This is a genomic window from Phreatobacter sp. GW821-FHT04C01 (genome assembly GCF_059420385.1).
Genome location: NZ_JBWKTP010000002.1, coordinates 276,337 through 300,315 on the forward strand (window position 1 = coordinate 276,337; position 23,979 = coordinate 300,315).

Here is a 23,979-nt window from a genome sequence, read left to right on the forward strand (position 1 = left end):
GTTTTCAAGCATTGAGGGGGCGGGCCGGCACTCTGTCAACCACGACGCGAAGGCAGGGCGGCGTGGCCTTGCGCTTCGGCGCGATCAGGCGTTCAGCGCGACGATACCGGGTGCACCGTCCGGCGCTGAGGCGGCGGGGTGGTGGCCGCGGCACGCGGTTCGTCGCCCCAGCCGCCGGCGGGGGGCGTGACCCTGACGGCGCCCTCCGGCTCGGGCTTGGCGGCGAAGGTCTGCACGGCCAGGCGGACCGCCACCAGGGTTGGCGGATCGAGACGGCCGGCGACTTCGTCGCGCTTCTTGGCGGCGTCCTGGTCTCCGCCCAGGGCGGCGAGGGCGAACCACTTATAGCTCTCGGCGAGGCTCTGATCGACGCCGAGACCGCGGGCATAGAGGATGCCGAGGTTGAACTGGCTGTCGGCGACGCCATAGTCGGCGGCGCGGCGGAACCATTGCGCGGCGGTCCGGTAATCCGGGCGTTCGCTGAGGGCACCTTGCGCGAACATCACCGCGAGGTTGTGCATCGCCTTGCCGTTGCCGGCCTCCGCCGCCTTTTCGTAGAGGCTTCGGGCGCCCGGCAGGTCGCGGGTCACGCCGGTGCCTTTTTCATAAAGGCTGCCGAGCCGGTATTGCGCGGGAGCCAGGCCCGCGTCGGCGGCGCGCTGATACCAGCTGGCCGCTTCGGTGGCGCTGACCGGAACGCCGCGGCCATCGAGGTAGCGGGTGCCGAGTTCGAAGGCCGCCGCGGGGTTGCCGCCTTCGGCGGCTGCCTTGAGGGCGGGGGGAATCGTGGTCTGGCGCTCGCCGGCCCGGCCGACCGACTGCCAGCCGGCCGGCGAGACCGTCATGCCCGGCGGTATGATGCGCGGCGACGCAGGCACCGAGCCGGTGGTCGCGGGCGCGCTGTTGTCGTCCTGCGGGGCCTGCGCGGGGGCGGCCGGCGCCATGCCGGCGGGCGGCTCGGTGGCGGCCGGCGACAGCAGCGCGGGCGACAATTCGCTGGGCGCCACCTGGCGCGGCTCGGCGCTGGCGATCGGCGCCGGCTGGGTATCGATCTTGCCTTGCGGAGCCACCGCGCTCGGCGCCGGCGGCGTGGCGCCGTCCTCGGCTGGTTTCTGGCGCAGGTTGGAGATCGTCGAGAGGCCCGCCGCAACGACCAGGAGGGCAGCGGCAATGCCGACGATGATGGTGCGCCGGTTGGCGGCGAGGCGCGAGCCGATGCTTGCCTGTTCCATGTCCGACCCCACCTTTTCGATCATCGGATCGATCGGTGCGGCGGCTGCAACCGGCGGGGCGAGGTTCGCCGTGTCGCGGGCGACACGGACCTTGGCTCTGGCCGGTGTGACGTCGTCCACCGATTCGGCCTTGGGCCTGGTCACCTTGCCGCGCAATCTGGCGATGAGGGACCGGGGTTTGTCATCTGCCGGCACGGGGCCGGAAATGCTGGACTCGGAGGCAGCCTGCGCGGCACGGCGGGCGGCGGCGATGAAATCGGCCTTGGAACCGCCCATCGGCGCGGCACCGGGGGCAGGGGGCCGCAGACGCGGCGCGCCGGAGCCCGGCTCCAGCGGCAGGTCGACCCCGACCGCCGGTGCCTCGGTCCGCTGGGCGGCCGGCGGCGCTTCCGTGCGCTGAGCCGCGGGAACGCGCGGTGCCTGGGCGGCGGCCGGACGCGCCGCCGCGGCCGGCGGGGCGGCCTCCGGCGGGCGCTGGGCGACGTCCGCCTTGGCGGCCGGCGGCTCCGATACGGGCTTGGCGAAGACCGGCGGCGTCGCCGGCGGCATGGCCGGAGCCTGGACCGCCGGATCGAGCTCGGAGATCCGCCGCACCACGCGTTCGAGGGTCTGGTGGACGGCTTCCAGGCTGCCGTGGGTGCGCTCCTCATTGGCGGCCTGGGCGGTGCGCAGGCTTTCGAGGTCGCTCTTCAGCGCATCGACCTGGGCGTTCGGGGCGCGCCCGGATTTGCCGAGATCGGCCACCGCGCCACGCGCGGCCCGCTCGGCCGCGTCGATGGTGCTCGAGCGCATTTCCTCCATCTGGACGAACAGATCGGAGAGGCCGCGCTCGATGGTGCCGAGCTGGGTGAAACGTGCGTCGGAGGCGTCGATCTTGGCGGCCAGCGCGAGGATGTGCTTTTCGAGCTCACCCAGGACCTTCGGATCGCCGGACCGGCTGTGGCTCTCTTCGAGCTTGTCGGCGAGCCGCCTGAGCGCTTCCTCGAGCTGCGGGTTGACGGCGGCGGCCACGGCCGGGGCCGGTCGGCGCGAGGCCTTTTCGAGCCGGTTGGCGATTTCCTCGATGCGGGCTTCGATCGCCGCGGTGACCGCCTCGGCATGGCTTTCGCTGCGGGCGGGCACGACGTTTTCGAGACGGTCGGCAAGAGTGGCGACCTGGTCGGCCAGGGCTTCGACGGCATCGCGGGTGGCGGCGCCCGCCACCAGCTCGCGAACCGACAGGATTTCATCGGTCAGGCGGTCGAGATTGGCGTCGTCGCCGCCGCGCGCCTTGACCATGTCGAGCTTGCGCGAGATCGCCTTCAGCTCCTCGGCGATGCCCTCGGCCGGGGTCAGGCTGGTCACCGTGCGTTCGAATTCGGCGACGAGATGTTCGAGCGCCTCGGCCGGGATACCCTGGGCCCTGACGGTGGCGACCCGGTCGCCGAGGGCGTGAATTTCGGCTTCCAGCGTCTCGACGGCCCGGCGCGGCGCCAGATCATTGAGGCGGGCGGCAAGCTGGGCGATATCGGCACGCAGATCGGCCACGGCGAGATCGGTCTGCGCCGTTTCGCGGGCAGCCATCTCCTTGCGCATGGCCTCGATGCGGCCGGAGAGCGCCTTCAGCTCGCGCTCCAGGCCGTCGCTCGGCGGCCGGTTCACGGTGTCGATGCGCTGCGACAGCTTCTGGATTTCGGCCGAAATCGCGGCCCGGTCGGGGCCGGCCTCACGCGGCAGCGGATCCTTGAGGATCTGGTCCATGCGGCGGCCGAGCGAATCGAGCCGCTCGGCGAGCGGACCAAGGCCCTGCTGGGGAAGCGAGGGGGCATGGCGTTCGTTCTGGGCCGGGTCGCGGACGAAGCCCGCGGGCGGAACGGGCGTGACGAGCGGCAGCGCCTCGGGGGCATCGAAGTCGAGGACGCGCTGGCGTGCCGCGATCTCGGCGACGGTCGCGTCCAGATCCTGGTCGAACAGCCGCGGCGGTGCCTGGCTGGCGCGTTCGGCAACATGGCCGGCGGCCACGCCGGCATTCATGGCGCGGATCGAACGGGCGATCTCGTCGAGCTGGGCCTGGGGCGAGCTGTCGGCCGCGCGGGTCGCCAGCGGCACGTCGGGCTCGACGGCCGGCACGGCTGTTTCCATGCGCTGCGCGGCTGGCGCGGCTGGCACGGCTTCGCGCTGCGTGGCTTGCGCCCGCGGCGCCGGCTCGATGCGCGGCGATGCCAGGTTGCGCGCGTTGGCCAGTTGTTCGACCGCTTCGATGGCGGCGGCCGACCGGCGTTCCGAGATTTCGGCGAGGCGCGCCACGGCGTCCAGCGCCCGGACGATGTCGGTGCTGTCGTCGCGGGCCATGCGGCTGCGCGGAATGGCGGTGTCGGATTCGCGGCGATTCGCGGCATCAAGCCGCTCGGTGATCGTTTCCAGGCGTCGGGTCACCGCCGACATGCCGGGATCGGTGTCAGCCGTGCCGGTTTCGGTGGCCTGATCCGCGATCACGGTGTTCAGCCATTCGCCAAGCGACAGCCCCGAGCGCCGGGCAGCCTCCTTGGCTGCTTCCCGGGCGTCGTGATCAACACCTTTCACACTCCATGGAACGGTGTGCCGCATAACGTTCCCACCCGCCTGGCGGTTGATCGGGCGCAACGCCCCGGTCGGGGTGTACCGAGTTGCGTCCAGGGTACCCGCTTCCTGCGAATCCTTGTCGCGGCAGCGGACACTCCCATCTGGCAATCTTGGCAATCATGGTAAAGGACGGGTTAACGGCGACAAATTTTTGTTAACTTTGGTTCCTGCCTGTTAACTGATAGAATCACACATAGTGCTCCCCGGCCTTGCGATGGAGCTCAGATTCGAGCCCTATCCTAACGGTAACTAACCTATCGGAAAGCGGTGCATTGCCCTTTGAGACGTCCCTATCGGTTATGAGTGAGCCATCCCACCCGATCGTATCCCCTCGAGCTAGAGGACGGAGCAAAAAATGGAACGGAAGGCTTTGATGACACGCAACAACGACGACGACGTCTTCTGGATCGAAGACGACGCCGAAGCCGCCAAGAGCGGCCCGGCTGTCTACACGATCGGCGACCTGGCTCGTGAGTTCGACGTGACGTTGCGGGCCTTGCGCTTCTATGAAGACAAGGGCCTGCTGTCGCCGCGGCGCGAGGGCCTGACCCGCCTCTACAGCGCGACCGACCGCGTGCGCCTGCAGCTCATCCTGAAGGGCAAGCGCCTCGGCTTCACGCTGGCCGAGATCTCGGAAATGGTCGAGGCGCACGAGCGCCACGATACCGGTGCCGACCAGCAGCTCAAGCTGTCGCGCGAAAAATGCCTCGAGCAGATCACCCATCTGGAACAGCAGAAGCGTGAGATCGAGGATGCGATCGCCGAGCTGAAGCGTACTCACGAGACGCTGAACGCGATGATCGACCGCTCGAAGTGAGCGATTGACCCCAACGCCCGCGCCGGTGCCTCCGCCGCGGGATCATCTCTGTCGCATACGAAAACCGTCGCGGGGGCGCAGGACCCCACGGCGGTTTTCGTATATCTGGGCCGCTTTCGGCCGTGACGGAGCATTGGCGACTTGCGGCCATTCGCACTTCCTGCGATGGCGTGCCGCGAAGCCGAAGCCAAAAAGCCGATGCACAGCATGAGGGCCACGCCATGACGGTCGCACTGTCGCTCCCCAAGGACCGAATCAAGATCCTCCTGCTGGAAGGCATTTCCGACACGGCGGTCGGCCTGCTGCAGCACGCCGGCTACAGCAATATCCGGCGCCTGCCGAAGGCGCTCGACGGCGAGGCACTGGCCAAGGCGGTGCGCGGGGTCCACCTGCTCGGCATTCGGTCGCGTTCGCAGATCACGCCGGAGATTCTGGCGGCGGCCGACCGGCTGATCGCCATCGGCTGTTTTTCGGTCGGCACCAACCAGGTCGACCTGGTCGCCGCGAATCGGGCCGGCGTGCCGGTGTTCAATGCACCGTTCTCCAACACCCGCAGCGTCGCCGAGCTGACGATTGCCGAGATCGTCATGCTGTTCCGCCGGATCTTCCCGAAATCGGTGCGGGCGCACGAGGGCGGCTGGGACAAGTCGGCGGTGGCGAGCTACGAAATCCGCGGCAAGACGCTGGGCATCGTCGGCTATGGCAATATCGGCTCGCAGCTTGCCGTGCTTGCCGAAGCCATGGGCATGCGGGTGATCTATTTCGACCAGACCGACAAGCTGCGCCACGGCAATGTCGAACCGGCCGACGACCTCAGGGATCTCCTGGCGCGCGCCGACGTGGTGTCGCTGCACCTGCCGGAAACACCGGGGACCCAGGGGCTGATCGGCAAGGCCGAGATCGCCGCGATGAAGAAAGGCGCCTATCTCATCAACAATGCGCGTGGCACGATTCTCGACCTCGAGGCGCTTGCCAAGGCCTTGAAGAGCGGCCACCTCGGCGGCGCCGCGGTCGACGTCTTCCCGATCGAGCCGTCGTCCAATGCCGACCAGTTCGCCTCGCCCCTGCAAGGTCTCGACAATGTGATCCTGACCCCGCATGTCGGCGGTTCGACGGAGGAGGCGCAGGAGCGGATCGGCGCGGAAGTCGCGCGCAAATTCGTCGATTATTCCGATGTCGGCTCGACCTGGGGCGCGGTCAATTTCCCCCAGGTGCAATTGCCGGTGCGGCCTGCCGGCACGCGTTTTATCCAGGTGCAGCGCAACCTGCCGGGCGAATTGCGCCGCCTGAACGACGTGTTCGCCGCCCGCGAGATCAATATCGCGGCCCAATATTACCAGACCGACGGCGATGTCGGTTATGTCGTGCTCGACGCCGACGGCACGGTGGCTGACGCCGACAGCGTGCTCGACGAGATCCGGCGGCTGTCGGGCACGATCCGCTGCAGGCTGCTCTACAGCCGCGGCTGATCGGCGCGCGGCGGCCTCTGTCTCCCGGCGCGTCGTCATCGGCGCTTGACGGCACGGGCGAAAACCCGCGATCAACCCTGCAAAGGTTGAAGGCGCGGGGGTTCGTCATGACGGTGAAGATCGACGGCGTGAAGCTCAGGGGTGAGCAGGTCGTGCGCGTGGCGCGGGCCAGCGCCGCGGGCCGGTTCGAGAAGGCGGCGCTGCATCCGGCCGCCCGCGACAAGATCGCCGCGACCCGCGCCTATATCGACGCCCATTGGATGGCCGACGACGTGCCGCTGATGTACGGCTTCAACACCGGCGTCGGCCTGTTCAAGGATCAGCGCGTGCTGATCGCCGACATGATCCCCTACCAGACCAAGACGGTCTATGCCCATGCGACCGGCATCGGCCAGCCCTTCGCCGAGGATGTGACGCGCGCCACCATGCTGCTGCGCGCCAATGCCTTCGCCTCGAATTTCTCCGGGCCGCAGGTCGAACTGGTCGAGCGTCTGATCGCCTTCCTCAATGCCGGGCTGCATCCGGTCATTCCGGAGAAGGGCTCGGTCGGCGCATCCGGCGATCTCGCCCCGCTCGCCCATATGGCTGGCGCGGTCTGCGGCTTCCCGGAGGCGGAGATCATCTACAAGGGCAAGCGCATGGCGGCCCGAGCGGCGATCGCCAAGGCCGGTCTGGCGCCGGATTTCCCGATGGGCGCCAAGGATGCCTCGGCGCTGATCAACGGCTCGACCGTGTCGCTGGCGCTCGGCGTGCTGGCGAGCCATGACGCCCGGCGTCTGCTGAAGGCCGTCGACGTGGCGCTGGCACTGTCGCTGGAAGCCATGCGCGGCGAGCTCGCGGCTTTCGACCCGCGGGTCCATGCCGCCCGGCCGCACGAGGGACAGGCCCGCGTCGCGCGCAATGTGCTCCGGCTGACCGAAGGCACGAAGCGCTGCTCGCAGGCCGCCCGCGACGTGGTCTTCCCGGACGAAGCGCGGGCGCCGGGCGCGCCGGCCTCGCCGCGGGTGCAGGACGTCTATTCGTTGCGCTGCGCGCCGCAGGTGCACGGGCCGGCGCGCCAGGCCATTGCCTATGTCGACGGCATCCTGGGCACGGAGATCAATTCGGCGACCGACAATCCGCTGATCTTCGACGACGCCAAAGGCGGCTATGTGTCGATTTCCGGCGGCCATTTCCACGGCCAATATGTCGCCCAGGTGATGGATGTGCTGGCGATCGCCATTGCCGACCTCGCCTCGATCTCCGAGCGCCGGCTGGCCCGGCTGGTCGATCCGACCATGAGCTACGGCCTGCCGCGCAACCTGCTGGCCGGCAAGCGCGGCCTCAATACCGGCTTCGCCACCGTCCAGTGCTCGATGTCGGCCCTGGTGATGGAAAACCGGCACCTGGCGACGCCCGGCTCGGTCGACAGCATTCCGGGCAAGTCGAATGCCGAGGATCACGTGTCGAATTCGACCTGGTGCGGCCGCAAGGCGCGCACGGTGGTGGAAAACGCCGAGCAGATCATCGCCGGCGAGATCCTGATGGCCTGCCAGGCGCTGTCGCTGGTCGAGCCGGTGGCCAAGGGCTATCCGCTCGGCAAGGGCACGTCGGCGGCGCTCGCCGCCGTGCGCGAGGTGATCCAGCCGGCGCTCGATGGTGATCGCTGGTATGCGACCGAGATCGGCCAGGCGCTCGGCCTGGTGCGCTCCGGCGCGGTGGTCGAGGCGGTCGAGCAGGCGATCGGCACCCTGGAGTAGTGCCCTTGGCCCCGGACTTGCCTGACAGGCTTTCTCAGGCAAGCCAGGACAGGGGAGCGGCGAGTGAAGATCCGAAGGGAGCCAAAAACCGCGATATCGGCGCGGTCCGCAGCCGCGATTGCGGTGGCGTTGCCTAAGATTTATGCATTCTCGCGATCAATATCGTCTCCTGTATGCGGATTGCCTGGGGTTGCCGGCAAAGGAGACATTTGATGCCCCTGGCTGATATCGCCCCCGAGGAGGCCGAACGCATCATCGACGCGGTGGCGCCGGTGCTCGGCCTCGCCGTGCCGCAGGCGTTTCGCCCCGGTGTGATCGCCAACCTGCAGATCGCAATCCGCCTGGCGCGCGCACTCGACGCGGTCGATCTCGTCGATCACGACGAGCCGGCACCGGTGTTCGAGGCCTGAGATGACCGCGGATATCATCAGCCTGACGGCAACAGACATCGCGGCAGGCATCCGCGACGGCCGCTTCTCGGCGCGTCTGGTGGCTGAGGCCCATCTCGCCCGGATCGACGCGCACAATGCCGCACTCGGCGCCTTCACCGCGGTGACCCGTGAGCGGGCGCTCGCGGAGGCGGATGCGGTCGACCAGAACCGGGCCAGGGGGCTCGCTCTCGGCCCGCTTGCCGGCGTGCCCTTCGCGGTGAAGAACCTCTATGACATCAAGGGCATTCCGACGCTGGCCGGGTCCAGGATCAATCGCGACCATGCGCTGGCGACACGCGATGCGGCGCTGATCGCCCGGCTCGGCAACGCCGGTGCGGTGCTGCTCGGCGCGCTCAACATGGGCGAATATGCCTATGATTTCACCGGCGAGAATGCCCATGACGGTCCCTCGCGCAACCCGCACGACCTTAGCCGCATGTCCGGCGGCTCGTCCGGCGGTTCCGGCACGGCGGCCGCCGCCGGCCTGGCGCCGGTGACGCTCGGATCCGACACCAATGGATCGATCCGGGTGCCGGCGTCGCTCTGCGGCCTGTTCGGCCTCAAGCCGACCTATGGGCGCCTGTCCAAGGCCGGCACTTTTCCCTTCGTCGCAAGCTTCGACCATCTCGGTCCGCTGGCACGCTCGACCGCCGATTGCGCCGCCTTCTACGATGCCATGTCCGGTTTCGACCCCGATGACCCGGTCTGCCAGGACCGGCTGGCGGAGCCGCTGCTGCCGGTGCTGGGCCGAGGCATCGAGGGCCTCAGGATCGCGCGGGCCACCGGCTATTTCGACACCAATGCCGGCGCCCAGGCGCGCGCCGCGACCGGGTGGGTGGCGCAGGCGCTGGGCGCGGCGGCCGGTGTGGAGATCGCCGGCGTCGCCGAGGCACGGGCCGCGGCCTATGTCATCACCAATTCCGAGGGCGGGGCGTTTCATCTGGACCGGTTGAAGAGCCGGCCCCATGATTTCGATCCCGATACCCGCGACCGGTTCATCGCCGGCGCGCTCCTGCCGGCGGCCTATGTCAACAAGGCCCAGCGCTTCAGGAGCCGTTTTCGCGCGGCGATGCTCGACCTGTTCCGGGATGTCGACGTGATCATTGCGCCGGCGACGCCGACGCAGGCCCCCGCGCTCGGCCAGAAGACCTTCGCGCCGGGCGGCCGGACCTTGCCGGTGCGGGCGTCCCTCGGGCTGTTCACCCAGCCTTTTTCGTTCATCGGCCTGCCGGTCATGGCGGTGCCGGTCTGGCTCGACGGCGAGGCATTGCCGATCGGCGTCCAGGTGATCGCCGCGCCCTGGCGCGAGGATATCGTGATACGCGTCGCGGCTCAGCTCGAACGGCAGGGCGTGGCCGCGTCGAAAGTCGCAAGTCTCGGGGAGCCGGCATGATCATCAACGATCCGGAGGTGCATGCCGAGGTTTCGGCGGCGTTCGCCCGCTATGAGCAGGCGCTGACCAGCAATGACGTCGAGACGCTCGACGCCTTGTTCTGGGCGAGCCCGCACACGGTGCGCTACGGCGCGACCGAGATCCTCCACGGCTTCGACGAGATCGCCGCGTTCCGGGCGGGACGTTCGCCGGTGGGGCTGGAACGAACCCTGGAACGCACGGTCATCACCACCTATGGCCGCGACATGGCGACCGCCGCGACCTTGTTCCGGCGCGACAGCATGGCCGGCAAGATCGGCCGGCAAATGCAGACCTGGATGCGCACGCCCGAGGGCTGGCGCGTGGTGGCGGCCCATGTCAGCCTGATGGCGCTGTCGCCGGATGAGGTCGCAAGGGCCTGAGGTGGGCACGGCATCGGCTGTCGTGACGGCCCGCCCGCCGATGGGGCGGCCGGCGCCCGAGGTCAGGATGTCCGCGCCTCGGCCCAGACCCGGCCGGAACGGGGCGTATCGATCTGATAATCCGTCGCGTGGGCGGCAAAGAAATCCCGGCCGAAGCGATAGGCACTGCCCAAGGGGTCCCGTGGATCGCGCGAGACCTCGCCGCGGGCATTGCCATGGCCATGCACGAGGCCGACGAAAGTCGAGCGCGTATAGCGACTGAATTCCTGAAACTGCTGCACGATGCCTGAAGAGACGGTCGGGAACGTCTCCTCGGAGCTGAGAACAAGGCCGATGCGCTTGTGCTGCATTCCTGCGACCACGGCGGCCGATTGCGGATGGGAGGCGGCGACATAGCAGAACATGCGGTCGAAAAACGCCTTCAACTGGGCGGACATTCCATACCAATAGATCGGGGTCGCCGCGATAAAGCCGTGGGCCGGCAAATAATGATCGAAGAAATTCGTGCGGAATTCGTCGTCGATCGCACAGCTTCCGTCGGGCCGCCGGCAAACCCGGCAATCGCCGAGGAAGGATTTCACGATGTCGCCGGCGGAGATGAAGTGGCTTTCATGGCCGGCGTCGCGCAAGCCGGCCGCCACCGCGTGAGCCAAGGTCGCGGAGTTGCCGTTCTTGCGCGGGCTGGAACTCAGTATCATCGCCTTCATGGCTTTTCCCGATCCGGTGCCGTGCATGCGTCATGTCGACCGGTGGTGCGAAACGGCGGGATGACAGGCGTGCGCACAGTTGCGATATGGCAGAATTGACCGGAGTACTTAGGTCCGGCGAGAGCCGCCGGACAAGTACGCACCTTTTGGTAACGATGAAAAAACCTGTCCTTCTCCCTGCTTCCACGCAGCCCAATAAGAGCACGCCCAGTGTATTTGATCCCGAATGTTCGGCGCGACACGCACTCGAACTGATCTCCGGGAAGTGGAGCATCCTGGTCATGACGGCCCTGGCCGAAAAACCGGCGCGCAACGGAGCGTTGTTGCGCAAGATCGGCGGGATATCGCAAAAGGTTCTGACCCAGACATTGAAGGAGCTGGAGCGGAACAACCTGATCGAGCGCCACGATCTTGGGACCGTGCCGCCCCATGTCGAGTACCGGCTCAGCACACTTGGCCGCTCGCTCGGCGACGCGCTGGTCGTACTGGACCGGTGGGCGGAACGCCACTTCCCCGAGCTCGATCTGGCGCGCGAACGATATGACGCGGCGCGGCGCGACCCGTGATTCCCGGTTCAGGGCACCTCGCCCTGGGCCATCAACCGGTCGATGCTCTCGATGACCGGCATCAGGTCGGCGACGGTGTCGATCACCACATGGGCGCCGGCCGCCTCCAGCTTTTCGCGCGCCGGGCTCAGCACGCGCTCGCGCTCGGAAGGCGTCAGCGCAGTCCATTCGTCGAGCGACAGGCCGGTCTCGTTGCCTGACGCGGCGATCCCGACGGTCCAGGTGCCGGCGGCCAGGCCCTCCTCGATGCCGGGCACGGTGTCGTCGACCTTGACCACGGCGCCGGGTGGGTAGACGCCGAGATCGGCGAAGCAGCGATACATCATCAGCGGGCTCGGCCGGCCCTCGTCGAGGTCGTCGGCGCAGACGAGATTGTCGGGCTGGTAACCCTGGGCCGCCGCCAGCGGCAGGATCGGCGCCATGATCTCGCGGGTGTAGCCGGTGGTCGAGCCGATCTTCAGGCCGCGTGCCCTGAGCGCCTTGACGATCATGGCGGCGCCCGGGATCAGATCGGCGAAATTGGCGGCGACCTCGACGTTCATCGGCACGAAGACCTGGTAGACGCGGTCGATGTCGGCTTCCGTCGGCGCGCTGCCCTGGGCCTTGGTCCAGGCGGCGGCGATGCGCGGCAGCGCCAGCAACCGGGCAATGTGGTCGCGTTTCGGACGGCCCATCGGACCGCGCGCCTCGGCGATCGTCAGCGGCACGCCGAAATGGCCGAAAGCTTCGACGAAGACGCCCATGGGCCCACGCGAGCCGAAATCGATCATCGTGCCGGCCCAGTCGAAAACCACGGCTTTCAGCGCCATTCCGCCAACCCTTCCCTGGGGATGGCGGGAGCCTAGACGGTCCTGGCAGCCTGTCCAGTCGGGGTGGTCGCGAACGACGACGCAGTCTTCGTCGCGAGCCTAGAGGAAGGGGCGCAGCAGGAGCTGGACACCGAGCAGCAGGAGGCAGATCAGGAACCAGCGGCGAAACGTGACCGGGCTGACACGCCGGCGGATCATCTGGCCGAGGGCCATGCCGGCGAGCGCCGGCGCGACCGCGAGGACCGAGGCGCCGATGCTGGCGACCTGGAACGCGCCACCGCCCGCCAGCCCGATCGCGAGCGCAATGGTCGACACGGTGAAGGACAGGCCGAGCGCCTGGATCAGGTCCTCCTTGTTCAGGCCGAGGGCCTGGAGATAGGGGACGGCGGGGATGACGAAGACGCCGGTTCCGCCGGTGATCGCGCCGGTCACCAGGCCGATGAGAGGCGACAGGCGTGGTTCCAGCCGCGCCGGGATCGAGAGTTGCCAGGCCATCAGGCTGGTCGCGGCATAGATGATGAGAGCGATGCCGAGCGCCATGGTGGTCCAGCCGCCGCTGTCATTGGTCAGGAGCCAGGATCCGGCGATGGTGCCCGCCATGATGCCCAGCATCATCAGCCAGAGCCGTGCGGCCAGCGCCGCGAAGCTCGGCCCGGCCAGCAATTGCCAGACATTGGTAACGAAGGATGGCACGATCAGCAGCGAGGCGGCGCCCACCGGCGGCATGACGGTTGCGAGCAGACCCATGGCGACCGTCGGCAGGCCCATGCCGGTGACGCCCTTGACCACGCCGGCGAGGAAGAAGGTCAGGGTGATGGTCGCGAGATGCGGTGCGGAAAAATCGATCATGGCGCCATTGGACAGGAACGGGCCGCCGGGACAATGCGGAAGTCGCGCATTCAGCCTTAGGCTGGGACGAAGGCTGATCCGATGATACGCTCTGCGTCATGCGTTTCGACCTGATCGATCTCCGGTTGTTCTTCCTGGTCGTCGAGGCCGGCAGCATCACGCAGGGCGCGGCCCAGGCGAACATGGCGCTGCCCTCGGCGAGCGCGCGCCTGCGCGGCATGGAAGAGGCGATCGGCCTGCCTTTGCTCGAACGCGGCCGCAGGGGCGTCAAGCCGACGCCCGCCGGCGACGCGCTGATGCATCATGCCCGCATCGTGCTGCGCCAGATGGAGCGGTTGCGGGGCGAGCTCGGCGAATATTCGAAAGGCCTGAAGGCCCATATCCGCCTGCTCGCCAATACCGCCGCCATGACGGAATTCCTGCCCCAGGCGCTGGCGCCTTTCCTGGCGCGCCATCCCCATGTCGATATCGACCTGAAGGAGCGCCTCAGCACCGACATCGTCAAGGCGGTCGCCGGTGGCTTTGCCGAGATCGGCATCATCTCCGATGCCGTCGATCCCGGTGCCCTGCAATGCCTGCCCTTCGCCATCGACCGGCTGGTCCTGGTCGTGCCGCGCGACAGCCCGCTGGCGCGAGCGCGCAGGGTATCCTTCCAGGAGGTCGTCGACCATGACTTCGTCGGCCTGAACGCCGGCAGCGCGCTGCAGGACTATCTCGGCGAACATGCGGTCCGGGCTGGCCATCCCCTGTCGTTCCGGATCCGCATGCGCAGCTTCGAGGCCGTCTGCCGCATGGTCGAGCACGGCGTCGGCCTGGGTATCGTGCCGGAGACCGCGGCCCGCAAATGCCAGCGCTCCATGGCGATCCGGCCGGTCCGGCTGAGCGACGGCTGGGCGACGCGGCGCCTGTCCCTGTGCATGCGCGGGCTCGACCAGTTGCCGCTGCATGCGCGCGAACTGGTCGGGCACCTGGCACGGCCGGCCGGCGGCAGGGCTTGACGGACCCGGTCCGCGCGGCTTCCCTCTGCGGCCGTTTCCGCGAACACCGATCGAGGTCCTGTCTCATGAGCGAGGGCACCGCCACGCTATCCGTCTCCGGCGCCGTCGCGACGCTGACCATCGACCATGGCACGCGCCGCAACGCGCTGTCGGTGCCGGTGCGCACCGCCTTGCGTGCCGGCCTGGTCGCGGCCCAGTCTGATCCGGATGTCCGCGTCATCATTTTGACCGGCGCCGGCGGCCATTTTTCGGCAGGTGGCGACATCTCGACCATGGCGGATACGACACCCTGGAGCCTGCGCCAGCGGCTGGCGGTCGTGCAGGATTGCATCCGGCTGATTGTCAAGGGGCCGCAGCCGGTGATCGCGGCGGTGGAGGGCAATGCGGCGGGCGGCGGCCTGGCCCTGGCGGCGGCCTGCGACCTGGTGGTGGCGGCCGAGGGCGCGCAGTTCGCCGCCTCGTTCCCCAAGATCGGGCTGATGCCGGACATGGGCCTTGCCTATACGCTGCCCCGGCGGATCGGCGGCGGCGCGGCACGGCGGATCATGCTGACGGCGGCAAGTTTCGGCGCGAGCGAAGCGCTTCGCCTGGGCCTTGCCGACGAGGTTGCGCCCAATGGCGCGACGCTCGAACGCGCAGGGATCCTGGCGGCCGGCATCGCCGCGCTGGCGCCGACCGCGATCGCCTCGACCAAGCGTGTGCTGGCGACCCCGGTCACCGACCTCGACACCGCGCTCGAAATGGAGGCCCAGGCTCAAGGCCTGTTGTTTGCGACCGACGATTTTCGCGAGGGCATCGCGGCATTCCTGGCCAAGCGCAAGCCGGAGTTCAACAACCGCTGACCGAGCCCTGCCGGGAACGGGCAGGGGCTCCGCCGCCTGGCGCGTTTACAGCGTCCGCCCGCGTGCTAGCGTTCGCTCCAACATCCGGGTCAACCGGGGCAGCGCCGTCAGCTCAGCATCAGGGGAAACGCCGTGCCGTCACTCGCTTCGTCCCAGTCCACCCGGTCCTGGCGCCTCAACGCCATTTGCGAGGCGCTGGTCGCCGAGACCGAGCCGCTGCCCGTGCCGAAAGGCCGCGAAGTGCTCATCCGCGTCAGCCATTGCGGCGTCTGCCATTCCGACCTGCATATTCGCGAAGGCACCTACAATCTGGGCGCCGGGCGGACGCTCGACCTGACCCAGCGCGGCATCGCGCCGCCGCTCACCCTCGGCCACGAGATCCTCGGCACGGTCGAGGCGGTCGGGCCCGAAGTCACCGAGGTGAAGCCGGGCATGCGCCGGCTGGTGCATCCCTGGATCGGTTGCGGCCAATGCGCGCTTTGCCGGACGGGCGAAGAGAACCTGTGCGCCGCCCCGCGCTTTCACGGCGTCCAGGCGCGCGGCGGCTTCGCCCAGCATGTGCTGGTGCCGGATGCTGAATTCCTGGTCGATGTCGACGGGATCGACCCGGCGGTCGCCGCCACCTATGCCTGTTCCGGCGTTACCGTGCACAGCGCGATCAAGAAGATCCAGCCGCATCGGGCCGGCGAAAAGATCGCGGTGTTCGGCTGCGGCGGGCTCGGCCAGATGGCGCTGCAACTGCTGAAGGCGCTCGACCTGGGACCGGTCATCGCCATCGATCCGTCGCCGGAAAAGCGCGCCGCGGCCGAGACGATCGGTGTCGCCGCGACGCTCGATCCCTTCGCGCCGGATGCCGCGAAGCAGCTCTCGGCCTTCGGCCAGGGCGGGCTCGCCGCGGCGCTCGATTTCGTCGGCAGTGAGCAGACCAGCACGCTCGGCATCAATTGCGTGCGCAAGGGCGGCACCTATGTGATCGTCGGGCTCTATGGCGGCGAACTGCGTTATCCGCTGCCCTATCTGCCGATGCGCGCGGTGACCATTCGCGGCTCCTATGTCGGCTCGCTCAGGGATCTCAAGGAATTCGTCGCGCTGGCGCGCCGCGTCGGCCTGCCGCCGGTCGCGATCGAGCGCCGGCCGATGGCCGAGGTGAACGGAGCGCTCGCCGATCTCGCCGCCGGACGGGCCGGCGGGCGCATCGTGCTCGAGGCGGAACCGGTTGCATGAGCGGTCCCCGCGTCGAGGGCATCGATGCGGTTCTGTCGCCGCGCGCGGTGGCGATCGTCGGCGCCTCGGCAGATCCCGCCCGCATCGGCGGCCGGCCGATCCGATACTACAAGCAGACCGGCTTTGCCGGGGCGCTTTACCCCATCAATCCGAACCGCGCGGAGATCCAGGGGCTGAAGGCCTATCCGTCGCTGGCCGACGTGCCCGGCGGCCTCGACTGCGTGGTGGTGGCGGTGCCGCCGGAATTCGCCTTGCCGGCGCTGGAACAGGCGGCCGCCAAAGGCGCGCGCGGTGCGGTGATCTTCACCGCGAATTACGCGGAGGCAGGCCCCGACGGCGTCCTGCGCCAGCAGGAGCTGGTGGCGAGCGCACGCGCCAAGGGCATGCGCCTGCTCGGGCCCAATTGCCTCGGGGTCTACAATGCCTCGTCCGGTCACGCCGCGACCTTCGGCTCGTTCCTCGAAGGCGAACGGGCGCCGGATGCGCCGATCGGCATCATCGGCCAGTCCGGTGCCTATGCGAGCTATATCTATGTGCTGCTGCGGAGGCGCGGGCTCGGCGCCGCACGTTGGCTCGCCACAGGCAATGAGGCCGATATCACGGTCGCCGATGCGATCGGCCATATGGCCGGCGACGACGGCGTCAAGGTGATCGCGGCCTATGTCGAGGGCGTGAAGGACGGGCCGGCCTTTCTCGGCGCGCTTGCCATGGCGCGCGCTGCCGGCAAGCCGGTGGTGCTGATCAAGGTCGGCCGCTCCGAGACCGGCGCGGCGGCCGCCATGTCGCACACGGCCTCGCTCGCCGGCGACGACCAGGTGTTCGATGCGGTGGTGCGCCAGATGGGCGGCTACCGGGCGCGCACGACCGAAGAATTGATCGATGTGGTCGAGGGGCTGGCGCGGCGCGGCCCGCTCGTCGGCAACCGGCTCGGTGTCCTGACCATTTCCGGTGGCGCCGGCGTGCTGATGGCCGATGACGCCGATGATGCCGGCCTGGTTCTGCCGGTCATGCCGGAGGCGACGCAAGCGCGGCTGAAGGCCGAGAACCCGCTCGGCTCCTTCGTCAATCCGGTCGATTTCACCGCCCAGGCGATGAACGATCTCGGGCTGGTCGGTCGTGCGCTGCGCGCCATCCTGGAGGATGGCGAGGTCGATGCGGTGGCTGGCTTCTTCATGACCTGGATCGCTTCGCCGGTGATGGGCGAGAAGCTGCAAGCCGTCATTGCCAAAGCCATGCAAGGTTATGAGGACCGCACAATGGCTCTCGCTGTGTCGGCGCCGGAGGAGGTGCTGGCAGCCTATCGCGCCAAGGGTTTCATCCTGAACGAGGATCCGAGCCGGGTGGTGGCGACGCTCGGCGCGCTCGCCGCGATCGGCAGGGCGCTGAGGATGGACAAGCGGCTGGCGATCGATGTCGCCGACGCGCCGGGGCTGACCGGCGCGGAGGCGACCGAGGCCGCGGCCAAGGCGTTCCTGGTCAAGGCCGGGCTCGACGCTTTGCCCGAACAGGTCGCGGGGACGCCGGAGGCTGTCGCCGCCATTGCTGCCCGCTTCGCCGGACCGGTCGCGTTGAAAATCGTCTCGGCCGATATCACGCATAAGTCGGATGCGGGTGGCGTGGCGTTGAACGTTGCGCCCGGCGACGCCGCTGCTCGGGCGCGCGCCATGATCGAAACGGTGTCGGTGGTCCACCCGCAAGCCCGGATCGACGGCGTGCTGGTCGGCCCGATGGCGGGCGAGGGCGTCGAGCTGATCGTCGCCGCCAGGATGGACCCGGTCTTCGGCCCGGTGGTCATGGTCGGGCTCGGCGGCCTGTTCGTCGAGGTGATGCAGGACGTTGCCTTCCGCGCCGCGCCGATAGACGAGGCCGAGGCGCTGGCCATGATCGACGGGCTGAAGGGACGCGCCCTGCTCGACGGCCTGCGCGGCAGACCAAAGGTGGACGTGGCGGCCGCCGCCAGGGCGCTGGCCGCGCTCTCCCGGGTTGCCGCCGCCAATGCCGGGCGCTTCGACACGATCGAGGTCAATCCGCTGCTGGTGCGCGCCAAGGGGGCCGTGATGCTCGACGCGCTGGTGACACCAGGGGCCCGGTGATGGCCTATCTGACCGGCATTGGCCTCACCGCCTATGGCAAGCATCCAGGCCTGCAGCCGCTCGACCTGATGGAACAGGCGGTGCTGGCGGCGCTGGCCGACAGCGGTCTCGCGCGCGACCAGCTCGACGGGCTGATCACCGGTTACGCTACCACCCATCCCCATCTGATGATGGGCACGGTGGTCTGCGAAAGGCTGGGATTGAAGCCGCGCCATGCCCATCAGGCGCAATGCGGTGGAGCGACCGGCGCCATGGCGCTGGTGCTGGCACGCCACCTGATCGCGGCCGGTGCCTGCCGGCACGTGCTGGTGGTCGGTGGCGAAAACCGCCTGACCGGCCAGAGCCGCGACGATGCGGTGAAGACGCTGGCAACCGTCGGCCATCCCGATCATGAAGTGCCGCTCGGCGCCTCGATACCCGCCTATTACGCCCTGCTCGCGGCGCGCTATCTCCATGATACCGGCGCGACCGAGGCGGAGCTTGCCGAACTCGCCGTCCTGATGCGACGTCATGCCGGCGCCCATCCGCTGGCGCAGTTGCGCAAGGCCATCACGGTCGCCGATGTCATGGCGTCGAAACCGGTCTCGACACCGCTGAAGCTGCTGGACTGTTGTCCGATCACCGACGGCGGCGCGGCGGTGATCGTCTCGGCCGAGCCGCTCGGCAAGCCGGCGATCAAGCTGGCCGGCTGGGGCGAGGCCCATACCCATCAGCACATCTCGGAAATCCCCGGCGATCTCGGGCTCGGCGCCAGGATCGCCGGTGCGGCGGCCTTCGAGACGGCCGGCCGCAAGCCCGGCGACGTCAGGCTTCTCGGCATCTATGACAGTTTCACGCCGACCCTGGCGATCTTCCTGGAGGCGCTCGGCTTCGCGCCATCGGGCGGGGCAGGGCGAGCGGCCCGCGAGGGCCGGTTCGGGCGCGACGGCGCCTTGCCGCTCAACCTTCATGGCGGGCTTCTGTCCTTCGGCCATCCCGGCGTCGCCGGCTTCATGGCCCATGTCGCCGAGGTGGTCAGCCAGATGCGCGGCGAGGCCGGCAACCGGCAAATCGCGGACGCGCCGCTCGCCTATTGCCACGCCGATGGCGGAACCTTGTCCAGCCATGTCGGCTTCGTGCTGGAGCGGCTGGCATGAGCGGCATCGCCCTTCTCGCCTGCCGCGCCTGCGGCCATATCTGGCAGTTCCCGCGCGCGATGTGTCCGGCCTGCGCCGCGACCGATATCGAGGCGATCGAGGCCGGGGGCGGTGGCATGGTCTGGTCGGCGACCTCGGTGCATCGCGCGCCGACACCCGATCTCGACGTCCCCGGCGGCTATGGCATCGCGCTGGTGACGCTCGACGAAGGGCCGCGGGTGATGACGCGCGGGCCGACCGACCTCGTCATTGGCGAACGCGTCACAGTCCGTATGGAGAATGGCCTGCCGACAATTTTCCGTGCTTGACGCAATGGCGGAAATGGGGTGCCACAGGATCGCCCGTGCTGTTGAGGAGCCCGCCATGTCCGATCTCGATCTCGCCATTCGCGGCGGCACCGTCGTCACCGCGTCGGACACGATCCGCTGCGATATCGGTATCAGGAACGGCCGCATCGCAGTGCTCGCCGAGGCGGTCACGGGGGCGGCCCGCACCATCGATGCCTCGGGCCTGCTCGTGATGCCCGGCGGCATCGACAGCCATGTTCATTTCGACCAGGATTCCGGGCCGGACGTGACCATGGCGGACGGTTTCGAGACCGGCTCGCGCTCGGCGGCGGCCGGCGGCAACACCACGGTCATCCCCTTCGCCATGCAGATCAAGGGCACGTCGCTGCGCGCCTGCGTCAGCGATTATCACGCCAAGGCCGCGGGCAAGTCGCTGATCGACTACGGCTTCCATCTGATCGTCTCGGACCCGACGCCGACGGTGCTGAACCAGGAGCTGCCGGCCTTGTTCGCCGACGGCTGCACCTCGTTCAAGGTGTTCATGACCTATGACGACCTGGTGCTGAGCGACCGGCAATTGCTCGAGGTCTTTTCGGTCGCCCGGCGCGAGCAGGCGCTCGTCATGGTCCATGCCGAGGGTTACGACTCGATCAAGTTCCTGGCCGACCGGCTGGAACAGGCGGGCAAGACCGCGCCCTTTTATCACGGCGTGTCGCGGCCCGAGATCGTCGAGCGCGAGGCGGCGCACCGCGCCATCAGCCATGCCGAACTCCTCGACGTGCCGATCATGATCGTCCACGTCTCGGGCCGCGAGGCGATGGAGCAGATCCGCTGGGCGCGCCAGCGCGGCCTGAAGGTCTATGCCGAGACCTGCCCGCAATATGTCACGCTGACGGCCGATGACATGAAGGGCCTCAACATGGACATGAGCGGGGCCAAATATGTCTGCTCGCCGCCGCCGCGCGACAGTGACAGCCAGAAGGCGATCTGGGAGGGCCTGCAGCAGGGCGTGTTCCAGACCTTCTCGTCGGACCATTGCCCGTTCTTCTACGACAGCCCGCGCGGCAAGCTGAACCCTAAGGGCAAGACCTCGTTCCGCTGGGTGCCGAACGGCATCCCGGGCGTCGAGACGCGGATGCCCATCCTGTGGTCGGAGGGCGTTGCCAAGGGCCGCATCTCGGCCAATGAATTCGTCGCGCTGACCTCGACCAATCACGCCAAGATGTATGGGCTCTATCCGAGGAAGGGCACGATCGCGGTCGGCGCCGACGCCGACATCGTCTTGTGGGACGCCAACCGCAAGGAAACGCTCCGCCAGGCGATCCTGCATCACGGGTCCGACTACACACCCTGGGAAGGTTTTGAGGTCACCGGCTATCCTGTCATGACGATCGCCCGCGGCAAGACCGTGGTGGAAGAGGGCAAGGTGCTGGGCAGCCCGGGCGATGGCCGGTTCCTCAAGCGCGACAAGAGCCCCTACGCCTTGCCGCTGGGGGCGTGAGGCGCGAAACCATCGCGCTTTCCCCGGGCTTTTTCGGCCTTCTAAGGATATGTCCGTATCCAAACCGCTGGCCTCGCACTTCTAGAGTGAAAGCAGAGGCGGCGTGCTCGAGACCGCCACCAGAGGAGTATGAGAATGTCGCCACGGTCCTTTGCGCGCCGGCTGCTTGCCGGTGTCGCCGTTGTCGCGGGTTTGGCTCTTGCCGGCCCCGCGAGTGCGCAAACCAAGGTCTCGATCGGGATTTCCGGCTGGACCGGGTTCGCGCCGCTGACGCTGGCGAAAGAGGCCGGCATCTTCGCCCGCAACGGCCTCGACGTGACCATCCGCAAGATCCCGCAGGCAAGCCGCCACCTCGCCATCGCCTCGGGCGACGTCCAGTGCGCCGCCACCACGGTGGAGACCTGGATTTCCTGGAACGCCAGCGGCATCGCCACGACCCAGCTGTTCCAGCTCGACAAGAGCTACGGCGCCGACGGCCTGGCGGTCCGCGCCGGCATCAATTCGATCCGCGACCTGCGCGGCAAGACGATCGCGGCCTCGCCGCCCGGCACCGCGCCCTATTTCGGTCTCGCCTGGATGCTGCGCGAGAACGGGCTGACCATTCGCGACGTGACCGTGGTCAATCTCGAGCCGGGACCGGCGGCGCAGGCCTTCATCGCCGGGCAGAACGACGGTGCCATGACCTACGAGCCCTATCTGTCGGCGGTGCGCGACGCGCCGCAGGCCGGCAAGATCATCGCGACCACGCTCGACTACCCCATGGTGATGGACACGTTCGGCTGCACGCCGGCCTTCATCCAGGCCAATGAGACGGCGGTGCGGGCGCTGGTGAAGAGCTATTTCGAAGCGCTCGAGCTGATCAAGTCGGACCAGACGCGGGCCTATACGCTGATGGGTGCCGACGTTCGCCAGACGCCCGAGCAGTTCGGCGCCTCGGCGCGCTATCTGCGCTGGTCGGGACCGGAGGAGAACCGCGCCTTCTTCGCCAATGACTGGCTGCCGTTCACCGAGAAGGCCGCGAGCCTGCTGCTCGACCTCGGCATCATCAGGCAGAAGCCGGACTTCACCCGCATGGTCGATACCCGCTTCATCCAGTGAAGCGACGCTTCGCTGTTGCGGTGAGACAACGGCCCGCGGGGCGCGGACTGGTTTCCATTGCGTGAAAATGCTTTAGAAGCGTGCCGCCGCTCCCGGTCATCCGGGTGCGGCGGTCTTCATTTCCGAGTGCATCCGCCGCATTTCCGCCTGCGCATTTTTCCGTCACCTTCGCCCGGGCGACCCGTCGCCCATTGTGCGGCGCCCGACCGACAAAGGACGTCATGAGGCCTCTTCAACCTGTCTCCGCGACGTCGCGCGTGATCCTCGGGATCAGTTTCTTCGTCCTGTTCTTCGCGGTGTGGAGCTTCTTCACCTTTGGCGGTTTCGTGTCGCGGATCTTCCTGGCCGATCCGCTGACCATGGTGAATGACGGCTGGACGCTGTTGACCAAGCACGGCTTCATCTTCGACATCGGGATGACCGTCTGGCGCGTGCTCGGCGGGTTCGTCATCGCCGCGATCATCGCGGTGCCGATCGGGCTCGCCATGGGCGCCTACAAGCCGGTCGAGGCCTTTTTCGAGCCCTTCGTGTCCTTTGCCCGCTATCTGCCGGCTTCCGCCTTCATTCCACTGCTGATCCTGTGGGCCGGCGTCGGCGAAGTGCAGAAGCTCCTGGTCATCTTCGTCGGGTCGGTGTTCCAGATCATCCTGATGGTGGCGGTGGCGGTCGGTTCGATCCGCCGCGACCTGATCGAGGCGGCGCTGACGCTCGGCGCCAAGGACCGGGGCATCGTCGCCCGCGTGCTGATGCCCTATGCCGCGCCGCAGATCGCCGAGATCCTGCGCCTGGTGCTCGGCTGGGCCTGGACCTATGTGATCGTCGCCGAGCTGATCGGTTCGTCCTCCGGCATCGGCCATATGATCATCGAAAGCCAGGCGCTGCTCGCCACCGGCCAGATCATTTTCGGCATCATCGTCATCGGCGTGATCGGGCTCATTTCCGACTACCTGTTCAAGGCGCTGAACCGGAAGCTGTTCCCGTGGAGCGCAGTATGAGCGACCTCGTCATCAAGGCCGTGTCCCGAACCTTTCCGGGTGTCCATGGCGGGCCGCCGACGCAAGCCCTGGCGCCGGTCGACCTGACCGTCTCGGAAGGCGAGTTCGTCGCCATTCTCGGGCCCTCGGGCTGCGGCAAGTCGACCCTGCTGCGTGTCGTCGCCGGCCTCGACCAGCCGACCTCGGGCAGCGTCACGCTCGATGGCGCGCCGGTGAAGGAACCGGGCGCCGATCGCGGCATGGTGTTCCAGAGCTACACGCTGTTCCCCTGGCTGACGGTTGCCGAGAACATTGCCTTCGGGCCGCGCGAGCGTGGCGTCGGGCTCGCCGAGCGCCAGGCGATCGCCGAAAAGCTGATGGCCCAGGTAGGGCTCACCCAGTTCGCCAATCACTACCCGAAGATGCTGTCCGGCGGCATGCAGCAGCGCGCCGCGCTGGCCCGCGCGCTCGCCAACAATCCGAAGGTGCTGATCCTGGACGAGCCGTTCGGCGCGCTCGACCACCAGACCCGCTCGCTGATGCAGGAGCTGCTGCTGTCGATCTGGGAGCAGCACCACAAGACCGTGCTGTTTGTCACCCATGACATCGAGGAAGCGGTGTTCATGGCCAACCGCGTGCTTGTCATGAGCGCGCGGCCGGGCCGGTTCAAATGCGAGGTGCCGGTGCCGTTCCCGCATCCACGCTCCTACAAGATCAAGACCACGGCGGAATTTGCCGCGCTCGAGGAGCGGCTCACCGAGGAGATCCGCGGCGAGACCATGCTGGCGGTGTCGAGCGGGCTCTGAGCGGTT

Annotated in this window: 21 protein-coding genes; 17 read left to right on the forward strand and 4 right to left on the reverse strand. The window is 68.2% G+C overall.

What is annotated here, in order from left to right:
* Positions 1-92: 92 nt before the first annotated feature.
* A complete protein-coding gene (locus AC07WJ_RS08260) occupies positions 93-3,794 on the reverse strand; it encodes a hypothetical protein (protein WP_494934081.1) in 3,702 nt (1,233 codons plus the stop codon).
* Between the two features lie 412 nt (positions 3,795-4,206).
* Between AC07WJ_RS08260 and AC07WJ_RS08265 the strand changes: the two genes are divergently transcribed.
* The 6 genes from AC07WJ_RS08265 to hpxZ all read left to right on the forward strand — a co-directional run bounded on the left by AC07WJ_RS08265 (position 4,207) and on the right by hpxZ (position 10,083).
* Complete coding sequence (locus tag AC07WJ_RS08265) at positions 4,207-4,650, forward strand: MerR family transcriptional regulator (RefSeq protein ID WP_494934082.1); 444 nt, start codon at positions 4,207-4,209, stop codon at positions 4,648-4,650.
* 221 nt (positions 4,651-4,871) lie between these two features.
* Positions 4,872-6,119, forward strand: a complete 1,248-nt coding sequence (gene serA / locus AC07WJ_RS08270; RefSeq protein WP_494934083.1) for a phosphoglycerate dehydrogenase — start codon at positions 4,872-4,874, stop codon at positions 6,117-6,119.
* A gap of 107 nt (positions 6,120-6,226) precedes the next feature.
* Positions 6,227-7,858 (forward strand): HAL/PAL/TAL family ammonia-lyase, encoded by a 1,632-nt coding sequence (locus AC07WJ_RS08275; protein WP_494934084.1) that lies wholly within the window; start codon positions 6,227-6,229, stop codon positions 7,856-7,858.
* Positions 7,859-8,070: 212 nt separating this feature from the next.
* Positions 8,071-8,268 (forward strand): DUF4089 domain-containing protein, encoded by a 198-nt coding sequence (locus AC07WJ_RS08280; protein WP_494934085.1) that lies wholly within the window; start codon positions 8,071-8,073, stop codon positions 8,266-8,268.
* A 1-nt stretch (position 8,269) separates the two neighbouring features.
* Entirely contained in the window at positions 8,270-9,682 is a 1,413-nt protein-coding gene (locus tag AC07WJ_RS08285; protein WP_494934086.1) for an AtzE family amidohydrolase, read from the forward strand.
* Positions 9,679-10,083 (forward strand): oxalurate catabolism protein HpxZ, encoded by a 405-nt coding sequence (gene hpxZ, locus AC07WJ_RS08290; RefSeq protein ID WP_494934087.1) that lies wholly within the window; start codon positions 9,679-9,681, stop codon positions 10,081-10,083. The genes AC07WJ_RS08285 and hpxZ overlap by 4 nt, the downstream gene beginning before the upstream one ends.
* 62 nt (positions 10,084-10,145) lie before the next feature.
* Here the strand turns inward: hpxZ and AC07WJ_RS08295 are convergent, their stop codons facing one another.
* Complete coding sequence (locus tag AC07WJ_RS08295; protein ID WP_494934088.1) at positions 10,146-10,790, reverse strand: flavodoxin family protein; 645 nt, start codon at positions 10,788-10,790, stop codon at positions 10,146-10,148.
* Positions 10,791-10,945: 155 nt separating this feature from the next.
* Between AC07WJ_RS08295 and AC07WJ_RS08300 the strand changes: the two genes are divergently transcribed.
* Positions 10,946-11,356, forward strand: coding sequence for a winged helix-turn-helix transcriptional regulator (locus AC07WJ_RS08300; protein WP_494934089.1), 411 nt, complete (start codon positions 10,946-10,948; stop codon positions 11,354-11,356).
* An 8-nt stretch (positions 11,357-11,364) separates the two neighbouring features.
* Here AC07WJ_RS08300 and phnX read toward each other — a convergent pair whose 3' ends face one another.
* Complete coding sequence (gene phnX, locus AC07WJ_RS08305; protein WP_494934090.1) at positions 11,365-12,165, reverse strand: phosphonoacetaldehyde hydrolase; 801 nt, start codon at positions 12,163-12,165, stop codon at positions 11,365-11,367.
* 99 nt (positions 12,166-12,264) lie between these two features.
* Complete coding sequence (locus tag AC07WJ_RS08310) at positions 12,265-13,014, reverse strand: sulfite exporter TauE/SafE family protein (RefSeq protein WP_494934091.1); 750 nt, start codon at positions 13,012-13,014, stop codon at positions 12,265-12,267.
* 98 nt (positions 13,015-13,112) lie between these two features.
* Here AC07WJ_RS08310 and AC07WJ_RS08315 point away from each other — a divergent pair, with 98 nt between their 5' ends.
* The 10 genes from AC07WJ_RS08315 (at position 13,113) to AC07WJ_RS08360 (ending at position 23,973) form a co-directional block, all read left to right on the forward strand.
* Positions 13,113-14,012, forward strand: a complete 900-nt coding sequence (locus AC07WJ_RS08315; RefSeq protein ID WP_494934092.1) for a LysR family transcriptional regulator — start codon at positions 13,113-13,115, stop codon at positions 14,010-14,012.
* Positions 14,013-14,077: 65 nt separating this feature from the next.
* On the forward strand, positions 14,078-14,854 hold the full coding sequence (locus AC07WJ_RS08320) for an enoyl-CoA hydratase/isomerase family protein (protein ID WP_494934093.1): 777 nt from the start codon (positions 14,078-14,080) through the stop codon (positions 14,852-14,854).
* 132 nt (positions 14,855-14,986) lie between these two features.
* Entirely contained in the window at positions 14,987-16,078 is a 1,092-nt protein-coding gene (locus AC07WJ_RS08325) for an alcohol dehydrogenase (RefSeq protein WP_494934094.1), read from the forward strand.
* The gene (locus tag AC07WJ_RS08330) at positions 16,075-18,171 is read left to right on the forward strand and encodes an acetate--CoA ligase family protein (RefSeq protein ID WP_494934095.1); all 2,097 of its coding nucleotides are present in this window, start codon (positions 16,075-16,077) and stop codon (positions 18,169-18,171) included. The genes AC07WJ_RS08325 and AC07WJ_RS08330 overlap by 4 nt, the downstream gene beginning before the upstream one ends.
* Positions 18,171-19,307 (forward strand): thiolase family protein, encoded by a 1,137-nt coding sequence (locus AC07WJ_RS08335; RefSeq protein ID WP_494934096.1) that lies wholly within the window; start codon positions 18,171-18,173, stop codon positions 19,305-19,307. The genes AC07WJ_RS08330 and AC07WJ_RS08335 overlap by 1 nt, the downstream gene beginning before the upstream one ends.
* Positions 19,304-19,615: a Zn-ribbon domain-containing OB-fold protein gene (locus tag AC07WJ_RS08340; RefSeq protein ID WP_494934097.1), complete on the forward strand. Its 312-nt coding sequence runs from the start codon at positions 19,304-19,306 to the stop codon at positions 19,613-19,615. Before AC07WJ_RS08335 ends, AC07WJ_RS08340 begins: the two co-directional genes overlap by 4 nt.
* A gap of 55 nt (positions 19,616-19,670) precedes the next feature.
* Positions 19,671-21,095 carry a dihydropyrimidinase gene (gene hydA, locus AC07WJ_RS08345; RefSeq protein WP_494934098.1) on the forward strand — a complete coding sequence of 475 codons (1,425 nt, stop codon included), beginning with the start codon at positions 19,671-19,673 and terminating at the stop codon, positions 21,093-21,095.
* 135 nt (positions 21,096-21,230) lie between these two features.
* A complete protein-coding gene (locus AC07WJ_RS08350; RefSeq protein ID WP_494934099.1) occupies positions 21,231-22,193 on the forward strand; it encodes an ABC transporter substrate-binding protein in 963 nt (320 codons plus the stop codon).
* A gap of 221 nt (positions 22,194-22,414) precedes the next feature.
* Entirely contained in the window at positions 22,415-23,188 is a 774-nt protein-coding gene (locus AC07WJ_RS08355; protein WP_494934100.1) for an ABC transporter permease, read from the forward strand.
* Positions 23,185-23,973 carry an ABC transporter ATP-binding protein gene (locus AC07WJ_RS08360; RefSeq protein WP_494934101.1) on the forward strand — a complete coding sequence of 263 codons (789 nt, stop codon included), beginning with the start codon at positions 23,185-23,187 and terminating at the stop codon, positions 23,971-23,973. The genes AC07WJ_RS08355 and AC07WJ_RS08360 overlap by 4 nt, the downstream gene beginning before the upstream one ends.
* The last annotated feature ends 6 nt before the right edge of the window (positions 23,974-23,979 follow it).